Source organism: Pseudoxanthomonas sp. CCNWLY206-1 (genome assembly GCF_039710385.1).
Lineage (GTDB): Bacteria > Pseudomonadota > Gammaproteobacteria > Xanthomonadales > Xanthomonadaceae > Pseudoxanthomonas_A.
The window spans coordinates 594,678-614,802 of sequence record NZ_JBDKXI010000001.1 but is presented as its reverse complement, the minus strand read 5'-3'; the positions used below and the strand labels follow the sequence as shown (position 1 = coordinate 614,802).

Here is a 20,125-nt window from a genome sequence, read left to right as displayed (position 1 = left end):
CCTTCGACCTGCCGCCCTTGGACGTACCGTTCCTCGATCTGCGCGCTACCAACACACGCTACGCCGCCGAACTGAAGGCAGCGGCGGCACGGGTGATCGATTCGGGCTGGTATGTGCTGGGCCAGGAATTGACTTCTTTCGAGCGCGAATTCGCCGCCTACTGTGATGTCGACCATGCCCTCGGCGTGGGCAACGGCCTGGACGCGCTCACCCTGATCCTGCGCGGCTATCGCGAGTTGGGCCGATTGTCGGAAGGCGACGAGGTGATCGTGCCCGGCAACACGTTCATCGCCAGCTTCCTTGCCATTACCGAAAACCGCCTGGTGCCGGTGCCGGTCGAACCCGATCCGGTCACGTTCAACCTTGATCCGGTGCAAGTGGAAGCAGCCATCGGGCCACGTACGCGCGCGATCATGGCGGTGCATCTATACGGGCAGCTCGCCGACATGGCGGCGCTGCGGGCGCTGGCTGATCGGCATGGTTTATTGCTGATCGAGGATGCCGCGCAAGCGCATGGCGCGGCAAGGGACGGTCGCCGTGCTGGCGCATTCGGCGACGCCACCGCCTTCAGTTTCTTCCCGACCAAGAATCTCGGCGCACTGGGTGATGGCGGTGCAGTGGTGACCCGCGACTCCCCGCTCGCTGAGCGGATAAGGGCGTTGCGCAACTACGGCTCGGACATCAAGTACCGGCATCTGTTTCCCGGTGTCAATTCACGCCTGGACGAAATGCAAGCCGCCATGTTGCGGGTGAAGCTGAGCTATCTCGACGAAGAGATCGGTCACCGACGCGAAGTGGCGCGGCGCTATCGCAACGGTATCCACAACCCGCTTATCCAGTTGCCGGTGGTGGCGAACGAAAGTGCGCACGTGTGGCATTTGTTCGTCGTACGCAGCGTTCGCCGCGACGATCTGCAACGGCACCTGCAAGCGCACGGCATCCAGACCCAGGTGCACTATCCGGTTCCGCCGCACCGGCAAATGGCCTATGCCGCATTGCTGGGAAACTCGCACCTACCGATCACCGAGCGCCTGCACCAGCAAGTGCTGAGCTTGCCGATGGGGCCTGCGCTGGCCGATGCCGATGTTGCGCGGGTGATCGCCGCCTGCCGGGCGTTCGGAGATGCTGCGTGAACGTGTTGCGCGCCGGCTTCTACACCGGCATCGGTACCGCCGCGCGACTGGTCGCCGCGCTGGCCGTCATCAAGCTGGTGGCGTGGTTTGCCGGTCCGGCGGGTGTGGGGCGACTGGGGCAATTCATGGGCTTGATGTCGTTGCTGGCGGTGATGGCCGGCGGCGGTATCAGTGCGGGCGTCGTCAAGTATGTAGCTGAGTATCGCGACGATGCGCCCAGGCTGGCGCGGCTGCTGGGCGCGGCTTTGGGGTATGCCTTGTGCGCAGCCATTCTGATGAGCGCGGCCGCGCTGCTGTTCAGTCGCCAGATTGCACAGCAACTGCTCGGTGATCCGCACTATCAGCAACTGATCGTTCTATTGGCGCTGGCTCAGTTCGGCATTGCGTTGCTCAACTACATCATCGCGGTGATCAACGGCTTCATGGATGTGCGCCGGCTGGCCTTCATCCATGTCACCGGGTCGGTGATCGGTGTGGCGCTGGCGGCGCTGGCAGGCCTGAAATTCGGGCTTGATGGCGCTCTTTTCGCGCTGGTCGCCGGTCAGTTGCTGTGGCTTGTCGCCGCAGTGCCAGCGTTGCGGAGGAGCCCATATTTCAGAAGCGGCATGTTGCGCGTACGCTTCGATCGCGAGATGAGCGGCAAGCTGGCCGCGTTCTCGCTTATGAGCCTGGTCTCGGCGGTCCTGCCGCACCTGGTGGGCATCGCGGTTCGCGACACATTGGCCGCCCGCTTCGGTTGGGAGCAGGTCGGCTACTGGCAGGCGGTGAGCAAGGTTTCCGATGCCTACCTGCTGTTCTTCACCACCGCCATCAATGTCTATTACCTGCCCAAGCTGGCATCGATGCAGGACCGTGCCGGGCTCGCATCGGAACTGAAGGCCGCTTATCGCTACCTGATGCCGATCGTGATCGCCGCGGCGGCTGCGGTGTACCTGTGCCGGGATTGGGTAACCCGCCTCCTGTTCAACGCCGACTTCGCGGCTGCCGATCCGCTGTACGGCCCACAGCTGCTGGGAGACGTCGTCAAGATCGCTTCGTTCGTGCTGTCGTACCTGATGCTGGCCAAAGCCATGACGCGGTTGTTCGTGGTGTCAGAGTGCGTGTTCGCGGCCAGCTACTTCGTGATGGTGCTGTTGTTCACGCAGCGTTTTGGGCTGGTGGGTGCGATGTACGCCTTCGTTGCCAACTACGTGCTGTATCTGCTTTTCAACGTCGTCGTGGTGCGGCGGTATCTGGGGAGGACGGCATGAGCTGTTCCGCGCAGCCGCTGGTCTCGATACTGATCCCGGCCTTCAACCACGAGCGTTTCGTCAGGCGCTGCCTGGACAGCGTGCTGGAGGATCCGTATCCGTCCAAGGAGCTCGTCATCATCGACGATGGTTCCACCGACAAAACCGCCATGTGTATCGAAGCATGGATGTCAGCGCACGGACATTCGCTGCCAGTGATATACCGGCACAGGGAGAACCGTGGCATCGCAGCCACACTTAACGAACTGGTGTCGCTCGCGCACGGCCGATTCCTGCGATTGGGGGCCAGCGACGACTACCTGCTGCCTGGCGGCCTCGAAGCGCAGGTGCGCTATCTGAGTGCACATCCGCGCAAGGCCGCCGTGATTGGCGATGCCGTGGTCGTCGATGGCGACGGGCGCACGTTGTACGAAAGCAGCATGAGTCACTTGTATGGCGTCGACAAGCAGCTCTATCTCTCCGATGCCAGTATTCGCCGCGCAGTGATCAGCCACTGGGCGGTGAGCGGTGCGGTCACCTTGGTACGGCGCGAAGCGGTCAGCATCCAGGCGGGCTGGAGCGAGGAACTGTCCATCGAGGACTGGGATTTCTTCCTGCGGCTGGCCGCGCGCGATGCGCTCGGTTTCATCGACGTGCGCGTATGTGCATACCGGCTGCATGGCGGCAATGTCAGCAAGACGAAGCATGTCGCCACCCGTATTGCCAATCTGGCCGAATCGCAGCAGGTGGCACTGAGGCGTACGGAACTGTTCGACGAACCCTGCCGGACGTTGCTGAGGTCGCAGGCTCACCGTATCGCGGCCAAGATCTCGTTCCTGCGGCGCCGCCCCATCGGCACGGCATTTCACCTCGCTGTCCATCTTGGGTTGAGGCTGTTGGCGCTGCTACGGCCGACGGCCGCCGTGCGCGAGACGAGATCGGCATGAATCGCTTGCTGCGCATGCCGTCGAGTTATCTGGGACTGCCCATGCTCTTTAGTTGCGGGGTGACCCTGCTGACTTACGAGCTGCCAACCGGCTATTTCGTTGGCATCGCGCTACTGGCGGCGTCGGCAATGGCAATCGTCGCGCTGGATCTGTTGCTGGGCATCCGGTTGCCACCACTGTCGCGGTTCCGTCAGCGGCGATACGCGGGAACCCGGGAGTCTTTCCTCGCACTGACGCTAGCCGCGCTGGTAGCGGTGTTCTGCGTACTGGACCTGGCGCTGTTTCCGGTGCCGATCTTCAACGATCCGTCGTCCTACGCGACACTCACTCCGCTGCACACGCATGTGCGGCACCTGTCGAACATATGTTGGGTGCTTCCACCCATCGGCCTGCTGTGTATCCGGAACAAGCCGCTGCGCTATCTGGTGATCGCCATCGGCTTCTTGTTTCCAGTGCTGGTGATCGATCGCAACCGGCTCTTGGCTTCGTTGTTCTCGTTCGCTCTGTTGATCGTGCTGCGCCGGGACGCCACGCGGCCGTTGCCCTGGAAGACCATCAGCCTGCTGGCGCTCGCAGGGGCAACCGCGTTTTCCGTGCTCGGAACGCTGCGTTCGGGCTCACTCGACACGGTAGCGTTGCCCTTCAGCGATCTATACCGGGCCGCGCCGCAGGGCGTCGAATGGCTGCTGCTCTACATCAGCGCGGGACCGTACAACTTCGCCGCGATGTTGACCAAGGAATACGAGAACGCCAATTTCCTGATCAATCAATTGGTACCGATGAGCGGCTCCATCGCCACGGCCGGCACGGACATTCCTCTCGATGCGTCGAACATCAACGTCGGCACCGAGTTCTTCCCGTTCCTGATGGCCTGGGGTGCACCCGGCGCGGTGGCCGCGCTGTTGGCGCTGTACGCCGCATTGCTGTGGAGCGTACGGCGACTGGGCATTGCGCTGTCGCTATTTCCACTGCTGATCTTCCTGCGCATCGCCTACACCTGCCTGATGTCGCCCTTCGCGCCACAGGCGTTCACCTGGACCAACGCCGGTTTCATCGGCATGTGCCTGGCACTGCACGCCCTCACGGCGCTTTTGCCTGACAGGAACGCAGGCACGCGGGCCGGATTTCTCCCACACTCCTTCAAGACCGAGCCGCAATGAAAGAAGAAGATGACATCTACCTGATCGACATGGGGCGAGTACTGATCCGTCGGTGGCGCTGGTTCGCCGTGACGATGGTTGCCGTACTGGCCGCGACATTCGCATTCACGTTCTTGTCGAAACCGCAGTGGGAGGCGACCGCGTGGGTGCAGGTGGGCGAGTTCGGACCCACTCCCGTCGGCCGCGACCCCAAGATCGAACCATTTCAGCGCGCCATCGAACGCATGAAGACGCGAGGCTTCCAGGACAGCGTGCTAAGTGAGCTGGGCCTACCGCTCAAGGGACGCGACGCCGGGCTCTACCGCAAGAGCCTGAAGCTGGCACCGGATCCTTATGCCAACCTCATCCGCTTGAGCGTGCGCGGGGGTTCCCCGGAACTGGCGCGGAAACTGGCGACGGCCACCGGCGGCCGCTTGCAGGTGATCCACCGCCGCATCAGCGCTCAGCCCATGGCGTTCACACAAACGCGCCTGCGGGCGGCGCGCGAGGAACTGCGCACGGCCAGATCCGAACGCGACCAATGGCTGCGAAAGACGGGCGATGGGATGACCCGCAGCAGCGAGGGCCAGTTGTTGGCCGGGATGATGCTGACCGAGAAGGAAGGCGTGATACGCGGATTGAAGGCGGAGATCGATGACCTGACCGTGCGGCTCACGCCGCGCCACACCTACGACACTTCGTTGCCATGGCCGGTCTACGTGCCTGATCGGCCCGCGTCTCCCAACAAAGTGCTGGCCTGGGGCGTGGGTTTGTTGCTGGGTGCCGCGCTGGGGCTGGCGGCAGCGGTGGCGGGTAATGCGTGGCGGCAGAGGTGAGCATCCGCTTTTGCCCCCTTTATCAAAGGGGGAGGCACGAGAGGGCGATATTCTCTCATTGTCACCACTTATCCCTCATCTCTCCAAACTGAGGGGATTCCTATTTATTAGCTGCGTACCTCAACCAAACCGCGTCCTGACGGCACTCACATGCAGATAGAAGACGCCTCCGCGTGGCGTCGCAACGAGACATTGCATGCTGATGAAAAAGACCGCCTCGATCGAAGCCTACCTGTTGGCGGAGGCGTCATGAAGTCCGTGACGAGCGAGCGGTACGACGCCCTGGACGCAGAGCAGCTGCTGGACACCCAGCGCGCCTTCGACAGCGTGGCCGCCGACTACGACGGGCCGCGCGGCAACAACGCGCTGATCCAGCGCATGCGTACCACGCTATGGAACACGGTGGCCATCGGGCTGCCCATTGGATCGCGCCTGGTCGACCTGGGTTGTGGCACCGGGCTGGATGCCCATGAATTCGCCCGACGCGGCTACCACGTGCTGGCCACCGACTGGTCTCCGAGCATGGTCGAACGCACGCGCCAGCGCGCAGAGGCCGCGTCGCTGGAATCCTGGCTGACGGCGGCCCATGTCGGTATCCAGCAACTGGACGGCATCGAAGGCGCGTTCGATGGCATGTACTCCAACTTCGGCCCGTTGAACTGCGCACCGGATTTGCCGGCCGTCGCCGACCAGTGCGCCCGGCTGCTGCGTCGCGATGGCCTGCTGGTGTTTTCCGTGATGGGCCGGATATGCCCGTGGGAAATTGCGCACTACGCTGCGCGCGGGCGTTTCAAGCGGGCAGCGGTTCGGGCCGCGCGGGGGATGACGGCAGTCGGCATGAACGGCCACACCATATGGACTCGCTATTACCTGCCACGCGAGTTCTATCGCGCGTTCGCCAAACACTTCTCGCTGGAGAGCCATCGCGCGCTAAGCCTGTTCCTGCCGCCGCCTTACCTGGTGGATTTCTACCAACGACATCCCAAAGGGTGCGAGCGTCTTGGCCGGCTCGATGATCGCCTGGGCGGACTGCCGCTGCTACGCGCAATGGGCGATCACTTTCTCATCGTGATGCGTAGGCGTTGATCGCGTGAACGGGCATGGCGCCAGCACCGGGATATGTTTGCAGGGCGCGCGTGCGCTTTTGGCCGATGGACCGTCGCAGGCGCCGCTGACGGTGAGCCAGGGCCGTTTGACCGCGGAGCAGGGCAGGGCGGATGCGCATATCGATCTGCGCGGACACGTGATCCTTCCCGGGCTGATAAACGCGCATGAGCACCTGCAGGTCAACGCAGTACCACCGTTGCCGCAGACACAGCCGTTTCCCAACAGCTATGCCTGGATCGAAGCTTTCCAGACGCACTTCGCCGATCCGATAGTCTCCGCCGCACTGCAGATACCCAAAGCAGTGCGCCTGCGCCATGGCGCGTTGAAGAACCTGTTGGCCGGCGTTACCTGCGTGGCGCATCACGATCCATGGCATCCGGAACTGGAGGATGCGGACTTTCCGGTCGCGCTGTTGCGAGATTTCGGTTGGAGCTATGCGCTGGGTTGGCCCGGTTACGGTCCATCGGTGCGCGAAAGCTTCGCCGCGACACCGCTTGAGCATCCCTGGATGCTCCACTTGGCCGAAGGTACCGATGCGGTGGCGCGAGCCGAACTGGCGGAGCTCGACCGGTTGGGATGCTTGGCGGCCAACAGCGTGTTGATCCATGGCGTTGGTTTGACCGAGCACGACATCGAACTCATCATCGAACGCGATGCGGCCGTAGTGTGGTGTCCGTCGAGCAACCTGACACTGCTTGGGCACACGCTCGATCCGCGCCGGTTGTGCGAAGCCGGACGCTTGACGCTGGGCAGCGACTCGCGCCTCAGTGGCGCGCGTGACTTGCTGGAAGAACTGCGCGTTGCCGCGAGTCACGGCCTTTCGTCCAGGCAGGTGCTGGAACTGGCGACCACCGCGGCGGCGCGGATCTTGCGGCTGCCCTCACACGGCGGCTTATCGATGGGTGGGCCAGCGGACTTTGTTGTCGTTCGCGACCGTGGTGGCGAACTGGCCGATAGTCTGGTCGGACGCGCACGCAGCGAACTAAGAGCAGTGGTGCGCGATGGCCGACCGCGGATTGCCGATCCCGATTTCGCTGATTGGTTCGCCATTGCAGGCGTGGACACGGTGCAGGTGACACTCGACGGGTATCCCAAATTACTCGCGGCCGATCTTGCCGATCCGGCGGTTCTGGCGCTCGAACCTGGGCTCGACCTGGATAACGACGAGCCTCAGATCCTTCCCCCATCGGGAGAAGGTGCCCGGAGGGCGGATGAGGGAATGGCAGTGACTCGCCAGCCAAGTTCCCTACCAGCGGACATCTCACTCCCTCACCCGTCGCTGCGCGCCACCTTCTCCCGGAGGGAGAAGGGAAGGGCCAGGAGTCGCTTTGCATGAGCGCCATTCTGACGCTCGAACCCGCCGAAGCCTACGCACTCTGGGCACGCGAATACCCGGCGCGCGCGCACAACCCGGTCATGCATGCGGAAGAACGCGCCATGCTCGCCTTGTTGCCGGCTGACTTGCGCGGCAAGCACGTACTCGACGCCGGCTGCGGCAGTGGCCGCTACTTGATGCACGCATTGCAGCGTGGTGCGACCCGCACGATGGGCGTGGATTTGTCGCCACAGATGCTGGAGCGCGCTGCCGCCGAGTTGAGCGTGTGCGGATTCGACTCGCGCTACGAACTGAAGCAGGGCCGCCTGGAGGCGCTGCCCGTTACCGACGCTGCGGCCGACATCACTCTGTGCGGATTGGTAATCGGGCATCTTCCGGCACTGCAGCCCGCGTTGGCCGAACTTCGCCGCGTGACCCGGCCCGGTGGCATCGTGCTGTGCAGCGATGTTCATCCGATCGGTCACGCGCTCGGCTGGTTGCGCGACTTCAGGATCGACGGACGCCGCTACGCCGTGCGCCATACCCAACACCTCTACAGCCACTGGCACGCCGCCTGTTCGGCGCTGGGGTTGGTTATCGAGGCAGTGGCGGAACCCATGCTTGATCCAGCCGACATTCCTGCCGGTGCGCATTTTGATCGTGCCGCATTGCACGTCCCGGTGGCGCTGGTATTCCAGCTTCGGTGCCCGCCATGAACGCCAACTCGATGCTTTCGCCATTAACGCCGACGGCCAATACGCTGCTGGTCAACCCGACCATCACCTCGCGTGCCAGCGCACGCTTTCCACTCGCGCTGTTGAATCTGGCGGAGGGACTGGATCGCAACGGCGCAAGCCGGATCATCGACGGCAACGTCGACCGCGACTTCATCGACACCACCTTGGCCGCGTTGGCGGAACAGCATGTCGATGCGATAGGCATCAGCGTCATGGGCGGGCCGCAGGTTGCGCCGTCGATTGCATTGTCCAAGGCGGTCCGCGAACACTTCCCGGCCACACCGATCGTTTGGGGCGGCTATTTCCCGACTTTGTACACCGACACCGCACTGGCCGCGCCGTATGTCGACTACGCGATCCGAGGGCAGGGTGAAGAAACTCTTCCGGCGCTGGTCGCCGCGCTACGAGGCGAAGGTTCGCTACTGGCGGAAATCGACGGCCTGTCGTGGAAGAACGGCGACACCATCGTGCATAACACCGGGCGCCGCTTCTCGCGCACCGATCCGGTGTCGGCGTTGCCATACGACAAACTCGGCGACCCACGTCGCTACCTGGCGCGCACGTTCCTCGGCCGCCGCACCGCCGCACACCAGGCGGCGCTGGGCTGCCGCTTTCGCTGCACCTTCTGCGGCGTCGCCGCGATGTTCGGCGGCGCTACCGCGCTGCCAGCCGCGCAGCGGCTGGAGCGCGAACTGAGCTATCTCAAGCATGAGCTGGGTGCCGACTCCGTCCAGTTCTTCGACCACAATTTCTTCGACCGCGAAGTGGAGATGATTCCGCTATTGGAAGTGATGGCGCGACTGGAAATGCCGTGGTGGTGCTACGCCCGCGCCGACGCATTGCTGAACTTGTCCGAGAGCACTTGGAAGCTCGTGCGCAAGAGCCGCTTGCGGATGGCCTACATTGGCGCCGAGTCGCCCAGTGGCGCCATGCTCAAGGAAATCCGCAAGGGCACGCGCCCAGACCAGACACTGGAAGCAGCCGAGTTGTGCCGGCGCAATGGCGTAATTCCGGAGCTGTCGTTCATGGTGGCGCCGCCGGAAAACACCGAGGAAGAAACCGAGAGGACGTTCGAGTTCATTCGTGAAATCAAACGCATCAATCCGCAGTCGGAAATCATCGTCTATATCTACACGCCGCTACCAGAAGGCAGCCGCCACGAGAAGGATCGAGGCAAGCATGCGGTCAAGCCGCTGCTTGATTTGCATGGTGCGCCAGTGGTGTTCCCACGAACGCCGGAGGAGTGGACCGAACAGCGTTGGATCGACTATGCCTGCCACGCCGACGCTCCCTGGCTCAGCGACACGTTGCGCCAGCGCATTCGCGATTTCGTAACCGTGCTGCGCTGCCGCTATCCAACGGTGCAGGACATGCGTTCACCGCATTGGGCAAAACGCGGCCTGAGCGCCATGGCGGGCTGGCGTTATCGCTTCCGCCGTTATGACCGGCCATGGGAGCTGGACCTGGCCGATCGGCTGGTGCGCCTGCGCCGGCCGCAAGTGTCCGGGCTGTAGCCATGCCGCGCCAAGACGCTCTGCGTAGGACGGGTTTCAACCCGCCATCGCCAACTCCCGACTCGTTGCATGTAGCGCAGATCAACCTGGTGCCTGCGCCAGCCTTCCATTCACCCGGCGAAACGTTCACGCGCTGGCCGTCATTGGCGGACATCGCAGAAGCGGTGGCCAGCGCGGGAGCGCGGGTCTCGGTGATCCAGGCGTCGCCCGTACCCGCCACGTTCAACCGAAGCGGAATCGACTATCACTTCATCGACCCTGGCAAAGGCACGGCACATCTTGCCGGCAAGCTCCGCGACATCGGAGCGGATGTGTTGCACGTGCACGGGCTGGAATTCGCCAGAGTGGCGCATGCCATCAGGCGCTTGCTGCCGCATCTGCCGATTCTGCTGCAGGACCACGCCAACCGGCCGCCGCATTGGTGGCGCCGCATACCGTGGCGGCGCTGGTACGCATCCGCATCGGGCATCGCGTTTACTTCGCTGGAGTTGGCGCAGCCGTTCCTGCGTGCGCAACTGTTTGCGACGTCGACCCGCCTTTTCGCCATTCCAGAATCCAGCAGCCGCTTCACTCCGGGCGATCGTATCCAAGCTCGCCGCGATACCGGTCTCGATGGCGACCCTTGCGTGTTGTGGGTGGGGCATCTGAGTCCCGGCAAGGATCCGCTTTGCGTGTTGGAAGGGGTGGCGCGAGCCGCATCGCGATTGCCCGGTCTGCGACTGTGGTGCGCGTTCGGCGATGCACCGTTGCTGGCGCACGTGCAACAACGCATTGAAGGCGATCCGCGCCTGGCCGGACGGGTAGGGTTGCTGGGCCGGGTGGAGCACGCGCGCGTGGAAACGCTGATGCGTGCAGCCGATATGTTCGTGGCCGGCAGCCTGCGTGAAAGCTGCGGCTATGCGGCGTTGGAGGCGTTCGCCTGCGGTGCGATGCCCGTGATTACCGACATTCCCGCATTTCGCGCGCTCACTGATGGCGGTCGGGTTGGAGCACTTTGGCGTTGCGGCGATCCCGATGCGTTGGCCGCAGCGCTGATCCGTGCCGCGACGCAACGGCCATCGCCAGCAGAGCTGCGCGCTCATTTCGATCAGCGCCTTTCGTTCGCGGCCGTCGGTCAGCGCTGGGCCAACGCCTATCTCGAGGTGTGCGAATGAAACTGGCGCTGGTGGTCCCAGGCGGCGTGGATCGCAGCGGGGAATTCCGCGTGATCCCGGTGCTGCTGACCCTCATCGAACGCCTGGCCAGGACGCACGAAGTGCACGTCTTCGCGCTGCACCAGGAAGCCGTGCCCGGTTGCTGGAAGTTGGCCGGAGCCACCGTTCACAACATCGGCGAAGGTTGGACTCGCCTGCGCGCGATCGCAGCCATCCGCGCCGAGCATCGGCACGCGCCGTTCGATTTGGTCCAGGCTTTTTTTTCCGGCTACTGCAGCTTGGTGGCGGTAGCGGCATCTCAGTTGCTGCGCCGCCCGAGTCTTGTCCATATCGCGGGTGGCGAACTCGTCGCCTTGCATGACATCGACTATGGCGGTCGTCGCACATGGCTTAGCCGTTTGCGCGAAGCGGTGGTGTTGCGTGTCGCCGATACGGTGACCGCGGCCAGTGCGCCTGTTATCGATTCACTGCACGCATTGGGTCTGGACGATGCACAGCGGGTTCCGCTTGGCGTGGACCTGCGGACCTGGCCGCCATTGGCGCCGCGCCGACGCGGCGAAGGCACGGCCAGGCTGCTGCATGTCGCCAGCCTCAACCGCGTCAAGGATCAGTCCACGTTGCTGTATGCGTTGGCGATCCTGCAACGAGCTGGCGTGCCGTTCCATATGGATGTCGTCGGCGTGGACACGCTGCACGGAGAGATCCAACGATTGGCGCAGCAATTGGGTCTGAGCCATCAGGTCCGCTTCCTCGGCTTCAAGACCCAGCGCGAACTGCGGCCCATCATGGAGGCGGCGGACTTGCTGGTGATGTCGTCGCTGCACGAAGCCGGTCCGATGGTCCTGCTGGAAGCGGCCATCGCCGGCGTGCCGACGGTAGGCACCGCGGTGGGCCACTTGGTCGAGTGGGCACCCTCGGCCGCCTTGGCGGTGTCGCCTGGGGACCCGGCCGCCTTGGCCGAAGCGGTACGCCAAGTGCTGAACGACGAGGATCTACGGCTCCGCCTGGCCTGGGCAGCGCAATGCAGAGCCACACGTGAGGACGCCAGCCACACCGCGCGCGTGTTCGAGCGGCTATACCACTGGCTATGCCTTGGCAGCGCGAATGCGGGAGTGATTTGACTTGCGCCGGCACAAGCCGCGCACCGAAGCGACGCTGGGTTGACTGAATTGCTGGTGCAATCTACATCGACTAACTTAATCAACTCCCAAGCAAATCGTTCGCCCGTCACGGATGAAAGTACCCAGCCAATACCCCGAAGCCCAGGACTTTGTCTCCGCGATCACCCAGCCATTCGACAGCGAACGGGGAAGCAGGGTCGTGACGCCATTCGGCATCGTGTGGTCGGATGCGGTCAAGCTCGATCCTGGCCTGGAGATCTACCACGTCACCGCGCCGCCGCTTGGCTTGGGCTTCACTTTCAAAGACACAGGCTTGGTGTCCGAGCAGGAGCAGGTTGTCGGCGAAGGCCCATTCTTGATGACGCACTGCGGTTTCTGGGGCCATGAAGACGAGTACGAGAGCTACAAAGGGCCGTTGTGGAACGACCTGCGGTTCTCCGACACAGTGGCCGACGCCGTGGCGAAACTCGGCGCGCCGACCCGCGTTGGCCGTTACGACATCCACTCTTGGGAACTTCCAGATTTCAAGTTGACAATCCACTGGAAGAGTCCAGGCAAGGTTCGGGTGGTTTCGTACTGGATGAAGCAGAACTGACGCACGGCTGGCCGACTGGTTATTCCTCAATCGTGCCTCCAAGCACGATGGCATGACCGGCATGGCGGATCTTGGATTCCAGATAGCCAAGATTGTGCTGGCTCACGTAAACGCCGGTTTCACGAACCGAGGCCACCGTGATGCCGAGTCGTTCGAGTTGGCTGCACTTGTCCGGGCTATTGGTTAGCAGAGTTATGCGGGTGATGCCTAGCGCGGCCAGCATCTGCGCCGCCGCGGTGTAGTCGCGTTCGTCATCGCAATGGCCCAGTAGCCGGTTGGCCGCGAACGTGTCGTGTCCAAGATCCTGCAGGTGGTAGGCCTCGAGCTTGCGGTACAAACCGATGCCTCGTCCTTCTTGCCGCAGGTACAGGAGATATCCACCTTCGTCGTGCAGTCTCCGAAGCGACTCTTGAAGTTGCGGGCCGCAGTCGCAGCGCGCCGAACCCAGCACATCGCCGGTCATGCATTCCGAATGCAGGCGCACGAGTGGCGTGCCGGTCGGCTCTCCGAACTGGAGCGCGACGTGTTCCTTGTCGTCCACGAGGCCATTGAAACTATGGAGCAGCGCGAGCGACTCGCGGCCGTCGGAGAGCAGAAGCGGCAGCCGTATCGTGGTGCGAACGCTGGGAGTGGACGCGAGAACCGCGTCGGAGGCGGGTTGCGTCATTCGGGTTGCCCCACAACGCCCGCCACCAAGGTAAAGCTCTGCAGGAAATGAAAATCCGGGCGGCGTAGCGCGAAGTCAGGATGTGCCGGATCGCACAAGCGTGTCAGTTGTTCGTAATCCTCTTTCAGCAGATACGGCTGCAACCGCGTGCCCCAGGTGTTCCGGAAGATAGCCTCGACCAGATAGTCCTCGTCCTCCTGACTGACTGGCGACACGCGTTCAATCATGGACGTGCGCACGGTGACGTCGCGCAATCCCGCCGCTCTAAGCAAGCCTACGAGGGAACGGACGGCGGTCAGGCTGCGCTCGCTGACCTTGTATCTGTTGCGGTAGTACTGGCGTACGGCTTCGTTGGTCAATCGCTCCAGCCGTGAATCCCACGCGAAATACATATCCGGAAGCAGCGAGCTTTGGCCCAACGCAATGCGACCGCCTGTTCGAAGCAATGTGGTGGCAGCCTTCACCGCGGCTAGGGGATCTTGCAGGTGATTGAACGTGTTGACTGACCAGATTGCGTCGAAGCTTGCCGGCGCCAGAGGGGCGGTCAACAAGTCCGCCTGGATGACCCATGCATTCGTGGGACCGAGGGCGCGTGCCGCGGCGACATGCGCGGTTGCCAGGTCCATGCCCACGACCATGCCTCCAGGCTCGACCTCGGCGGAAAGCCAGCCGAGCGCCTCGCCCGTGCCGCAACCGAGGTCCAGGACACGCATCCCCGGTTTGAGGCCCAGGCTGGTGATTGCCTGGCGTAGTTCCGGTCGCGCGAACGCGTTGAACAATTGCAGTTTGCGCGAGTAGTCGCGCGCCGTCGTGTCGCCGAGCAATCCGTGGGAGGCGGCAGGAAGGTTCATGCGCTGGTTCGCGCGTAGCCGTCCAGCGCCGCGCGCACCACGTACAGCGTATCCATGCGGGGAACCGGGCGGGTGAGGCGGGTCAGCAGGCGCCGACCATGAGGCAGCGTGACCCAACTCTGGTCTTGCAACCACAGTTGCGTGCGCACCATGTCGGCGCGCTCCTGGCGGTTTTCCTCGGAGGGATTGAAGCGGTTGCGCAAGTAAGCCATGGCTTCCTGAGGCGAACGCGACCACTCGATACCAGGCAGTGCAGGCAGCCACAGGTTGGAGCATGACGCGGCCGTCAAGCTTTGCCGGTGCGAGAACAGACGCAGTAGCGGCGGACAGTCCGCGCGCAGGCGTTCCAAAACCACCTTCGGGAACGGATCCCGGTAGTAGCGGCAGATCAGTTGAAGCGGCGGCAACGCCCACCACGGCACGCCATCGGCGCCTTCGCCCCACAACACCTGCCAATCGCGCGCGGTCATGCGCCGGGCCAACAACGCGATATCGTTCAGATGTATCAGGCGCAGGCTGCGGCTACAAAGATTGCCGGCCGCGTGCAGCAGCAGGTGGCTCATCAGCGCGCCGTTGGACGGATACGGATTCAGTCCAGGCTGACGATCCCATGGCAGGATCCGTTCGGTGATGTCCACGCGGGAGACGGGCAGCCGCTCCTGGATACGGGTATGCAGTTCGATATTGACCGGCGTGTCGCGGTGCTCGCCCAGCCCTTGGCTCGCATGGCCCGCAGTGGGCTTGAACACGCGGTGCTTCCATTGGGCGAAGGATTCCACATAACCGATCTCCCGCAACAGCTCGCCGACTTTCGCGGCGTCCGCATCGTCGACCAGCAGATCGATATCGGCCATGGGCCGGTCACCAGGCATATACAGGCCAAGCGAGTGCAGTGCGGCTCCTTTCAAGGCAACCACCGCGACGTCGGCGGCTTGAGTTCCTTCGTCAATGCGCTCGAGCAGTGCGGCCACGCGGCGATGACGATGATCAACGTGCGCACGCTGGCTCGCGAGGAACAGGGTCCAGTCCGAATCGGGCCACAGGGAGAGACGCTGCAGCAGCGGCGATATACCGTGCGCCGCCGCCGCCGCGGAGGCGAGTTGCCATTGAAGCGCGTCCCATGCCGGCATTGGGTTGCCGGGACGCGCCAGTTCGTGCGCCAGGCTTTCGGTCGCGATGCGAAGGCCGGTGCGGAGCGTTTTCAGTGGTGGCTGCGAGGCAGGCATCAACCGCTCAGCACGGCGGCGATCCGGCGGCCGGTGCTTCCCATGGGCTCGGTTCTGTGCTGGCTTTCGCGGGCGATCAGGGCGTCCCACTCAGCATCCAGCGACGCCCGACCGTCCGCAAGATCCTGTGCGGAATGCATCGCGCGTCCGCATTGCAGATCTACCTGCCGGTGCAGCAGGTCGCGCACGCTTCGATAGAACTCCGAATCGTAGGCGCCATGGAACATCATCGCCAGATCGTCGCTGTCCTGCCAGTGCGTCTTTCGGCCGAGTTGGCGCTTGACCTGTTCGTAGAACGGAGTGCCCGGCAGTGGGTACGACACGCTGACGCCGATGTCGTCGGGCTGTGCGCGCGCAACCAACTCGCGGGTGGCCAGGATGTCTTCCAGCTCCTCACCAAGATAGCCAAGCTGGATGAAGAAGCCGACGCGGATGCCATGCCGGCCGAGTCGTTCACGGGCGGCGATCACGCCCTCGACCTCGGTCCCTTTCGTCATGCTGTCCAGCACCCGCTGGCTGCCGCTTTCCGCGCCTATCCATGCTTCGATGCATCCCGCCTTGGCGAGCGCGGCCGCCATGCGTTCGCTGGATAGATCGGCACGGGTCTGGATGGTGAAGGGAACCGAGCCGTCGGCTTCATCGAGCCGTGCGGCGAACGCTTCCACCCACTCGACGTGAAATCCAAAAATATCGTCCGCCATCCACACGTGGTCCGGTGCGAACGTACGCTTGAGATGAATCATTTCCGCGGCAACTTCATCGGCGTCGCGACGTTTGTAATGGTTGCCCCAGATGGGTTTTGAGCACCAGTTGCAGCGGAACGGACAACCGCGCGATGCCGCCATGTTGAGACTGAAGTAGCCATGGCGCTCCTGCCACAGGCGTTGGTAGCGCGTGATATCGACCAGATCCCACGCAGGCAGGCCGGACAGCCGCGCATCCGGCGGTTGCGAGCCGAAGTGCGCGCGCTTGAGCGTGGGTTGCGCGGCGGTGGCGATGCCAGCAATTTCCGATAGCCAGGTGTCGAGCGCGATATCGGGTGCCTGCTCAAGTCGGGACACCAGATCGATCAGCGCGGGAATGCCTTCGCCGATCAACACCGCATGCGCGCCTGCGGCGAGAAACGCTTCCGGTTGGTCGGAAGCGTCGGATCCCGCCACGATCACGCGACATCCTTGGGCGTTCGCTTCGGCGATCATCCTGCAGTTGGCTTCCCGCATCCGGCTCAGGCACATCTTGGTCAGGAAGTTGAAGTTGTCTTCGTAGAACACCACCAGGTCGGGTTGGACCGCCTGCAGGGACTCCGAGTAGGCCTCCACACCTTCGGCCAGCATCGCGTCGAACAGCGAAACCTCATGACCCATCCGCCGCAGCAGCGCGGCTACCTGAAGTGTAGCCAGCGGTGGGTAGGGCTTGCCGCGCTCCCATTGCTTCGGGTCGTAGCGCAGGAAATAGGAATGACCGATCTGGATCTTGAGCATCTGGAAACGCGCCTCGTTCGTGCCAGGCTGGCTTTTGCGGCGCATGCCCGATGTGCCGCGTGCATGCGGTATGGCGGTAAGTGCTGTCTACGCGGCGTTTGGTTGTGCCGGTTCCTCAACGGCTAGCTGATCGAGCGCAGCACACGCTACAAGGATGCCTTGGCCGACTCGCAACCTTTTCCGCGTGGCGATGCACTCACGGCTCATCGAACAATGGATTCAGTAGATGTCGCACCTGGCCGTGCAAGCGGGACGCTGGATACCCCTGGATGATCCCGCTATGACGGCAGGCGGCATGGGCGACGATCCGAGCATCGACCCTTTCCGTGAGCGGCAGTCACATCGTCATGTGTTGGACATGCGATTGCTCGGCGGCCGATTCCGCTTCGCCAGCAACAGCGAAGCACTGTTGCGCCTGGTCGAGGGGGCGTACGCGGAAACGCCAGCGCATCGGCTATCCACCGCGCCCGACTTCCACATCCAGCTGGATCTGCTTCCGCCTCGCGACACGCCCTATGCCCACGAGCCGCCGTTGGTACGAACGCATTCGGGCGCGGGGGTGCTATGTGGCGTCATCGACGACCGCAACTACCTGGTGCTCTCGCCCAGAGAGGGCCGCGCACTGATCGCCGTGTCGGAGGACATGCTCGAGCATGCCTATCACGTGCGCTATGAACTGATCGAATTCGCGGTTTTCATTCTGGCCGCACGTCGCATGGGTCTGGTGCCGCTGCATGGCGCCTGCGTGGGACGGCACGGACGCGGCGTGCTGCTGCTGGGGAAGAGCGGGGTGGGGAAATCGACACTGGCGTTGCACTGCCTGTTGCACGGTCTGGATTTCATAGCCGAGGACGGCGTATTCGTCGAACCCGAAACCCTGCTCGCCACCGGCGTCGCCAATTATCTGCACCTGCGCCCGGATGTATTGCGGCGATTGGATGGGGAAGCGCGGTCCTGGATTGCTTCATCGCCGACGATCCGCCGGCGTAGCGGCGTCGAGAAGTTCGAAGTCGATATCCGGCATGGCCCTGGCCGGCTTGCGAGTGCACCGCAGCAGCTGGCAGGAGCGGTGTTGGTGTCGGCCGAACCAGCCCGCGACGGCGACCCGTTGCTGGAGCGGTTGTCGGAGGAGGAAGCAATCGCATGCCTGGTGGCCGACCAGCCTTACGCGGCGGGACAACCCGGCTGGCGTCCATTCGTACAGCATCTGACGCGGATCGGAGTGCATCGGCTGCGCCGCGGACCGAGTCCGGAATCTTCGGTGCAAGCGGTCTTGCGGTTGATCGGATGAGCGCCTCGTGAGACTCATGCGTTTCCCAGTGCCTGCTTCCGCACGATGTGACGCATGGCAACCCTGATGATGCACCGCGAGCATCCACTGGATCGCACGCGTCACTTGCTGCGTGCGTTCGCGCGCACGCTCTCGCTCGCCGAGCGAAAACGCATCGGCATCTACGTGGCGCTGTCGTTGGCGGGAGCGCTCGCCGGTAGTGTGGCGGCCGTTTCGCTGGTGCCGTTGGTGCAACCCGGCCATCCGTTGAGATTCGGCGGTCAAGCGATCACCGTGCCCGATGGCATCGGCGCGCAGGTGGCGACCTTTGTCGCGGCCAGCGTTGGTTTCGCACTGTTGCGCTGGCTTATCGCGCGCTTGGGCGCACGCCTGGCCAGCGGCTACGCCATGGAGTTGCGACGCAGGGCGCACGCAGGCTTGATCGAAGCGCCACTCCCCGCTTTGGCGAACACGAGTTCGGCGGAAATCGCCAACGTGCTGACCTACAACGTGGAGATCGTCACCCAAGGCTACAACGCCGTATTGCAGCTACTGGTGGCCGGCATCACCTCGGTCGTAAGCCTGGCGCTGGCGTTCCTGGTTTCGCCCACGCTGATGCTGGCGATGCCGTTCGTGTTGGGATTCGGCGTGCTGGCGCTCCGCGTTTCCGGTCATGAACAAGCGCAGGTAAGTCGCCGCTATGTCGCCGACATGACACGGCTATTCTGGCTTAGCGAGGATTTCCCGCGGCGCTTGCGCCACATCCGCTCTTTCCGGCGCGAGGACGCGGAGAAAGCAGAATACGAGACGATTTCCGCGCGCCTGGGTGAGGGTTACCGGCGTCAACAGGACCTGGTTGGGTCCGGGCGGCTGATGCTTGAGATGGCAGCCGTGGCAGTCATCGCATGCGTATTGGTGCTGGCTGATCTCCAGCATGGCACGGATCGCACCGCGCTCATTACCGTGAGCCTGCTGCTGGGACGTTTGCTGCCTTACCTGGTATCCACGCGGCAGAGTCTGCAGCAGCTGCGTTCCGCCGCGCCGGCACTTGAACTCTGGCGACGTCACGCCGACGCCGGCGTGACGTGTCCGGCGGACGCAGACAGAGGAGATGTTGCGGTCGGCGGGCTGCACATCGAAAAAATCCAGCTGGCGCCGCCGTTGATGGACCTGGCCGTCAGTGAGCTGGCGTTGACTCCAGGCCGGATGACGCTGGTGCTGGGACCTTCCGGTGTTGGCAAGAGCAGTCTGTTGGATGTCCTGGCGGGCATGGCCGAACCATCGACGTTTATCGCCCGCCAGAATGGCAGGGCACTCGATTTCGCCACCTACCGTGCACTTGTGCGCAATGGCGCCTACGTTGGCCAGGGTGTCCTTCCCTGGCAGCAGACCGTGCACGAATGCCTCGCGTGGGCCGATCCCGACGCGAGCGAAGAACGGATGTGGGAAGTATTGGAGGAAGTGGGACTGGCCGGCCGTCTGATGGATCCCGCGCCCGGCTTGCGCACTGCACTGAACGATGCATCGAGCCAACTGTCAGGGGGAGAACTGCAACGCCTGCTGCTGGCGCAGGTGATCCTGCGTCGACCTTTCCTCGCGCTGTTGGACGAAGCTACCAGTGCATTGGACGCGGCATCGGAGGAAGCGGTGCTTGCGGCGCTGAAGCGGTGCCTGCCGCGGACGGTGCTAGTGGTCGTATCGCACCGCGCGCGTTTGGCAGCGATGGCGGACCACTGCCTATCCATGCCGCACCTGAAAACGTCTCCCATGCCAGTTCCATGCGATGTCCGCTAACGCATCTCG

Annotated in this window: 18 protein-coding genes; 14 read left to right on the top strand and 4 right to left on the bottom strand. The window is 63.6% G+C overall.

Features of this window, described 5'->3' with window-relative positions; genetic code table 11:
- Positions 1-17: 17 nt before the first annotated feature.
- From AADW18_RS02575 to AADW18_RS02520, 12 genes are all read left to right on the top strand, one after another.
- Positions 18-1,133 (top strand): DegT/DnrJ/EryC1/StrS family aminotransferase, encoded by a 1,116-nt coding sequence (locus AADW18_RS02575; RefSeq protein ID WP_337342105.1) that lies wholly within the window; start codon positions 18-20, stop codon positions 1,131-1,133.
- The gene (locus AADW18_RS02570) at positions 1,130-2,383 is read left to right on the top strand and encodes an O-antigen translocase (RefSeq protein WP_337341776.1); all 1,254 of its coding nucleotides are present in this window, start codon (positions 1,130-1,132) and stop codon (positions 2,381-2,383) included. Before AADW18_RS02575 ends, AADW18_RS02570 begins: the two co-directional genes overlap by 4 nt.
- The gene (locus tag AADW18_RS02565; protein WP_337341775.1) at positions 2,380-3,309 is read left to right on the top strand and encodes a glycosyltransferase family A protein; all 930 of its coding nucleotides are present in this window, start codon (positions 2,380-2,382) and stop codon (positions 3,307-3,309) included. Before AADW18_RS02570 ends, AADW18_RS02565 begins: the two co-directional genes overlap by 4 nt.
- Positions 3,306-4,469, top strand: a complete 1,164-nt coding sequence (locus AADW18_RS02560) for a hypothetical protein (RefSeq protein ID WP_337341774.1) — start codon at positions 3,306-3,308, stop codon at positions 4,467-4,469. The genes AADW18_RS02565 and AADW18_RS02560 overlap by 4 nt, the downstream gene beginning before the upstream one ends.
- A complete protein-coding gene (locus AADW18_RS02555) occupies positions 4,466-5,284 on the top strand; it encodes a Wzz/FepE/Etk N-terminal domain-containing protein (RefSeq protein ID WP_337341773.1) in 819 nt (272 codons plus the stop codon). The genes AADW18_RS02560 and AADW18_RS02555 overlap by 4 nt, the downstream gene beginning before the upstream one ends.
- A gap of 249 nt (positions 5,285-5,533) precedes the next feature.
- A complete protein-coding gene (locus AADW18_RS02550; RefSeq protein WP_337341772.1) occupies positions 5,534-6,370 on the top strand; it encodes a class I SAM-dependent methyltransferase in 837 nt (278 codons plus the stop codon).
- A 4-nt stretch (positions 6,371-6,374) separates the two neighbouring features.
- On the top strand, positions 6,375-7,727 hold the full coding sequence (locus AADW18_RS02545) for an amidohydrolase family protein (protein ID WP_337341771.1): 1,353 nt from the start codon (positions 6,375-6,377) through the stop codon (positions 7,725-7,727).
- Complete coding sequence (locus tag AADW18_RS02540) at positions 7,724-8,422, top strand: class I SAM-dependent methyltransferase (protein ID WP_337341770.1); 699 nt, start codon at positions 7,724-7,726, stop codon at positions 8,420-8,422. Before AADW18_RS02545 ends, AADW18_RS02540 begins: the two co-directional genes overlap by 4 nt.
- Positions 8,419-9,957, top strand: a complete 1,539-nt coding sequence (locus AADW18_RS02535) for a radical SAM protein (protein ID WP_337341769.1) — start codon at positions 8,419-8,421, stop codon at positions 9,955-9,957. The genes AADW18_RS02540 and AADW18_RS02535 overlap by 4 nt, the downstream gene beginning before the upstream one ends.
- A 2-nt stretch (positions 9,958-9,959) precedes the next feature.
- On the top strand, positions 9,960-11,111 hold the full coding sequence (locus AADW18_RS02530; RefSeq protein ID WP_337341768.1) for a glycosyltransferase family 4 protein: 1,152 nt from the start codon (positions 9,960-9,962) through the stop codon (positions 11,109-11,111).
- Entirely contained in the window at positions 11,108-12,232 is a 1,125-nt protein-coding gene (locus tag AADW18_RS02525) for a glycosyltransferase family 4 protein (protein ID WP_337341767.1), read from the top strand. Before AADW18_RS02530 ends, AADW18_RS02525 begins: the two co-directional genes overlap by 4 nt.
- Positions 12,233-12,344: 112 nt before the next feature.
- Positions 12,345-12,827 (top strand): hypothetical protein, encoded by a 483-nt coding sequence (locus AADW18_RS02520; RefSeq protein WP_337341766.1) that lies wholly within the window; start codon positions 12,345-12,347, stop codon positions 12,825-12,827.
- A 19-nt stretch (positions 12,828-12,846) separates the two neighbouring features.
- Here the strand turns inward: AADW18_RS02520 and ribA are convergent, their stop codons facing one another.
- Genes ribA through AADW18_RS02500 form a run of 4 tightly spaced genes read right to left on the bottom strand, consistent with a single transcriptional unit; the run spans position 12,847 to position 17,097 of the window.
- Positions 12,847-13,494 (bottom strand): GTP cyclohydrolase II, encoded by a 648-nt coding sequence (gene ribA / locus AADW18_RS02515; RefSeq protein WP_337341765.1) that lies wholly within the window; start codon positions 13,492-13,494, stop codon positions 12,847-12,849.
- Entirely contained in the window at positions 13,491-14,345 is an 855-nt protein-coding gene (locus AADW18_RS02510; RefSeq protein ID WP_337341764.1) for a methyltransferase domain-containing protein, read from the bottom strand. Before AADW18_RS02510 ends, ribA begins: the two co-directional genes overlap by 4 nt.
- Positions 14,342-15,571, bottom strand: coding sequence for a nucleotidyltransferase family protein (locus tag AADW18_RS02505; protein ID WP_337341763.1), 1,230 nt, complete (start codon positions 15,569-15,571; stop codon positions 14,342-14,344). The genes AADW18_RS02510 and AADW18_RS02505 overlap by 4 nt, the downstream gene beginning before the upstream one ends.
- Complete coding sequence (locus AADW18_RS02500) at positions 15,571-17,097, bottom strand: radical SAM protein (RefSeq protein WP_337341762.1); 1,527 nt, start codon at positions 17,095-17,097, stop codon at positions 15,571-15,573. Before AADW18_RS02500 ends, AADW18_RS02505 begins: the two co-directional genes overlap by 1 nt.
- 235 nt (positions 17,098-17,332) lie before the next feature.
- Between AADW18_RS02500 and AADW18_RS02495 the strand changes: the two genes are divergently transcribed.
- On the top strand, positions 17,333-18,343 hold the full coding sequence (locus tag AADW18_RS02495; protein WP_337342104.1) for a serine kinase: 1,011 nt from the start codon (positions 17,333-17,335) through the stop codon (positions 18,341-18,343).
- 54 nt (positions 18,344-18,397) lie between these two features.
- Positions 18,398-20,116, top strand: coding sequence for an ABC transporter ATP-binding protein (locus tag AADW18_RS02490; protein WP_337341761.1), 1,719 nt, complete (start codon positions 18,398-18,400; stop codon positions 20,114-20,116).
- The last annotated feature ends 9 nt before the right edge of the window (positions 20,117-20,125 follow it).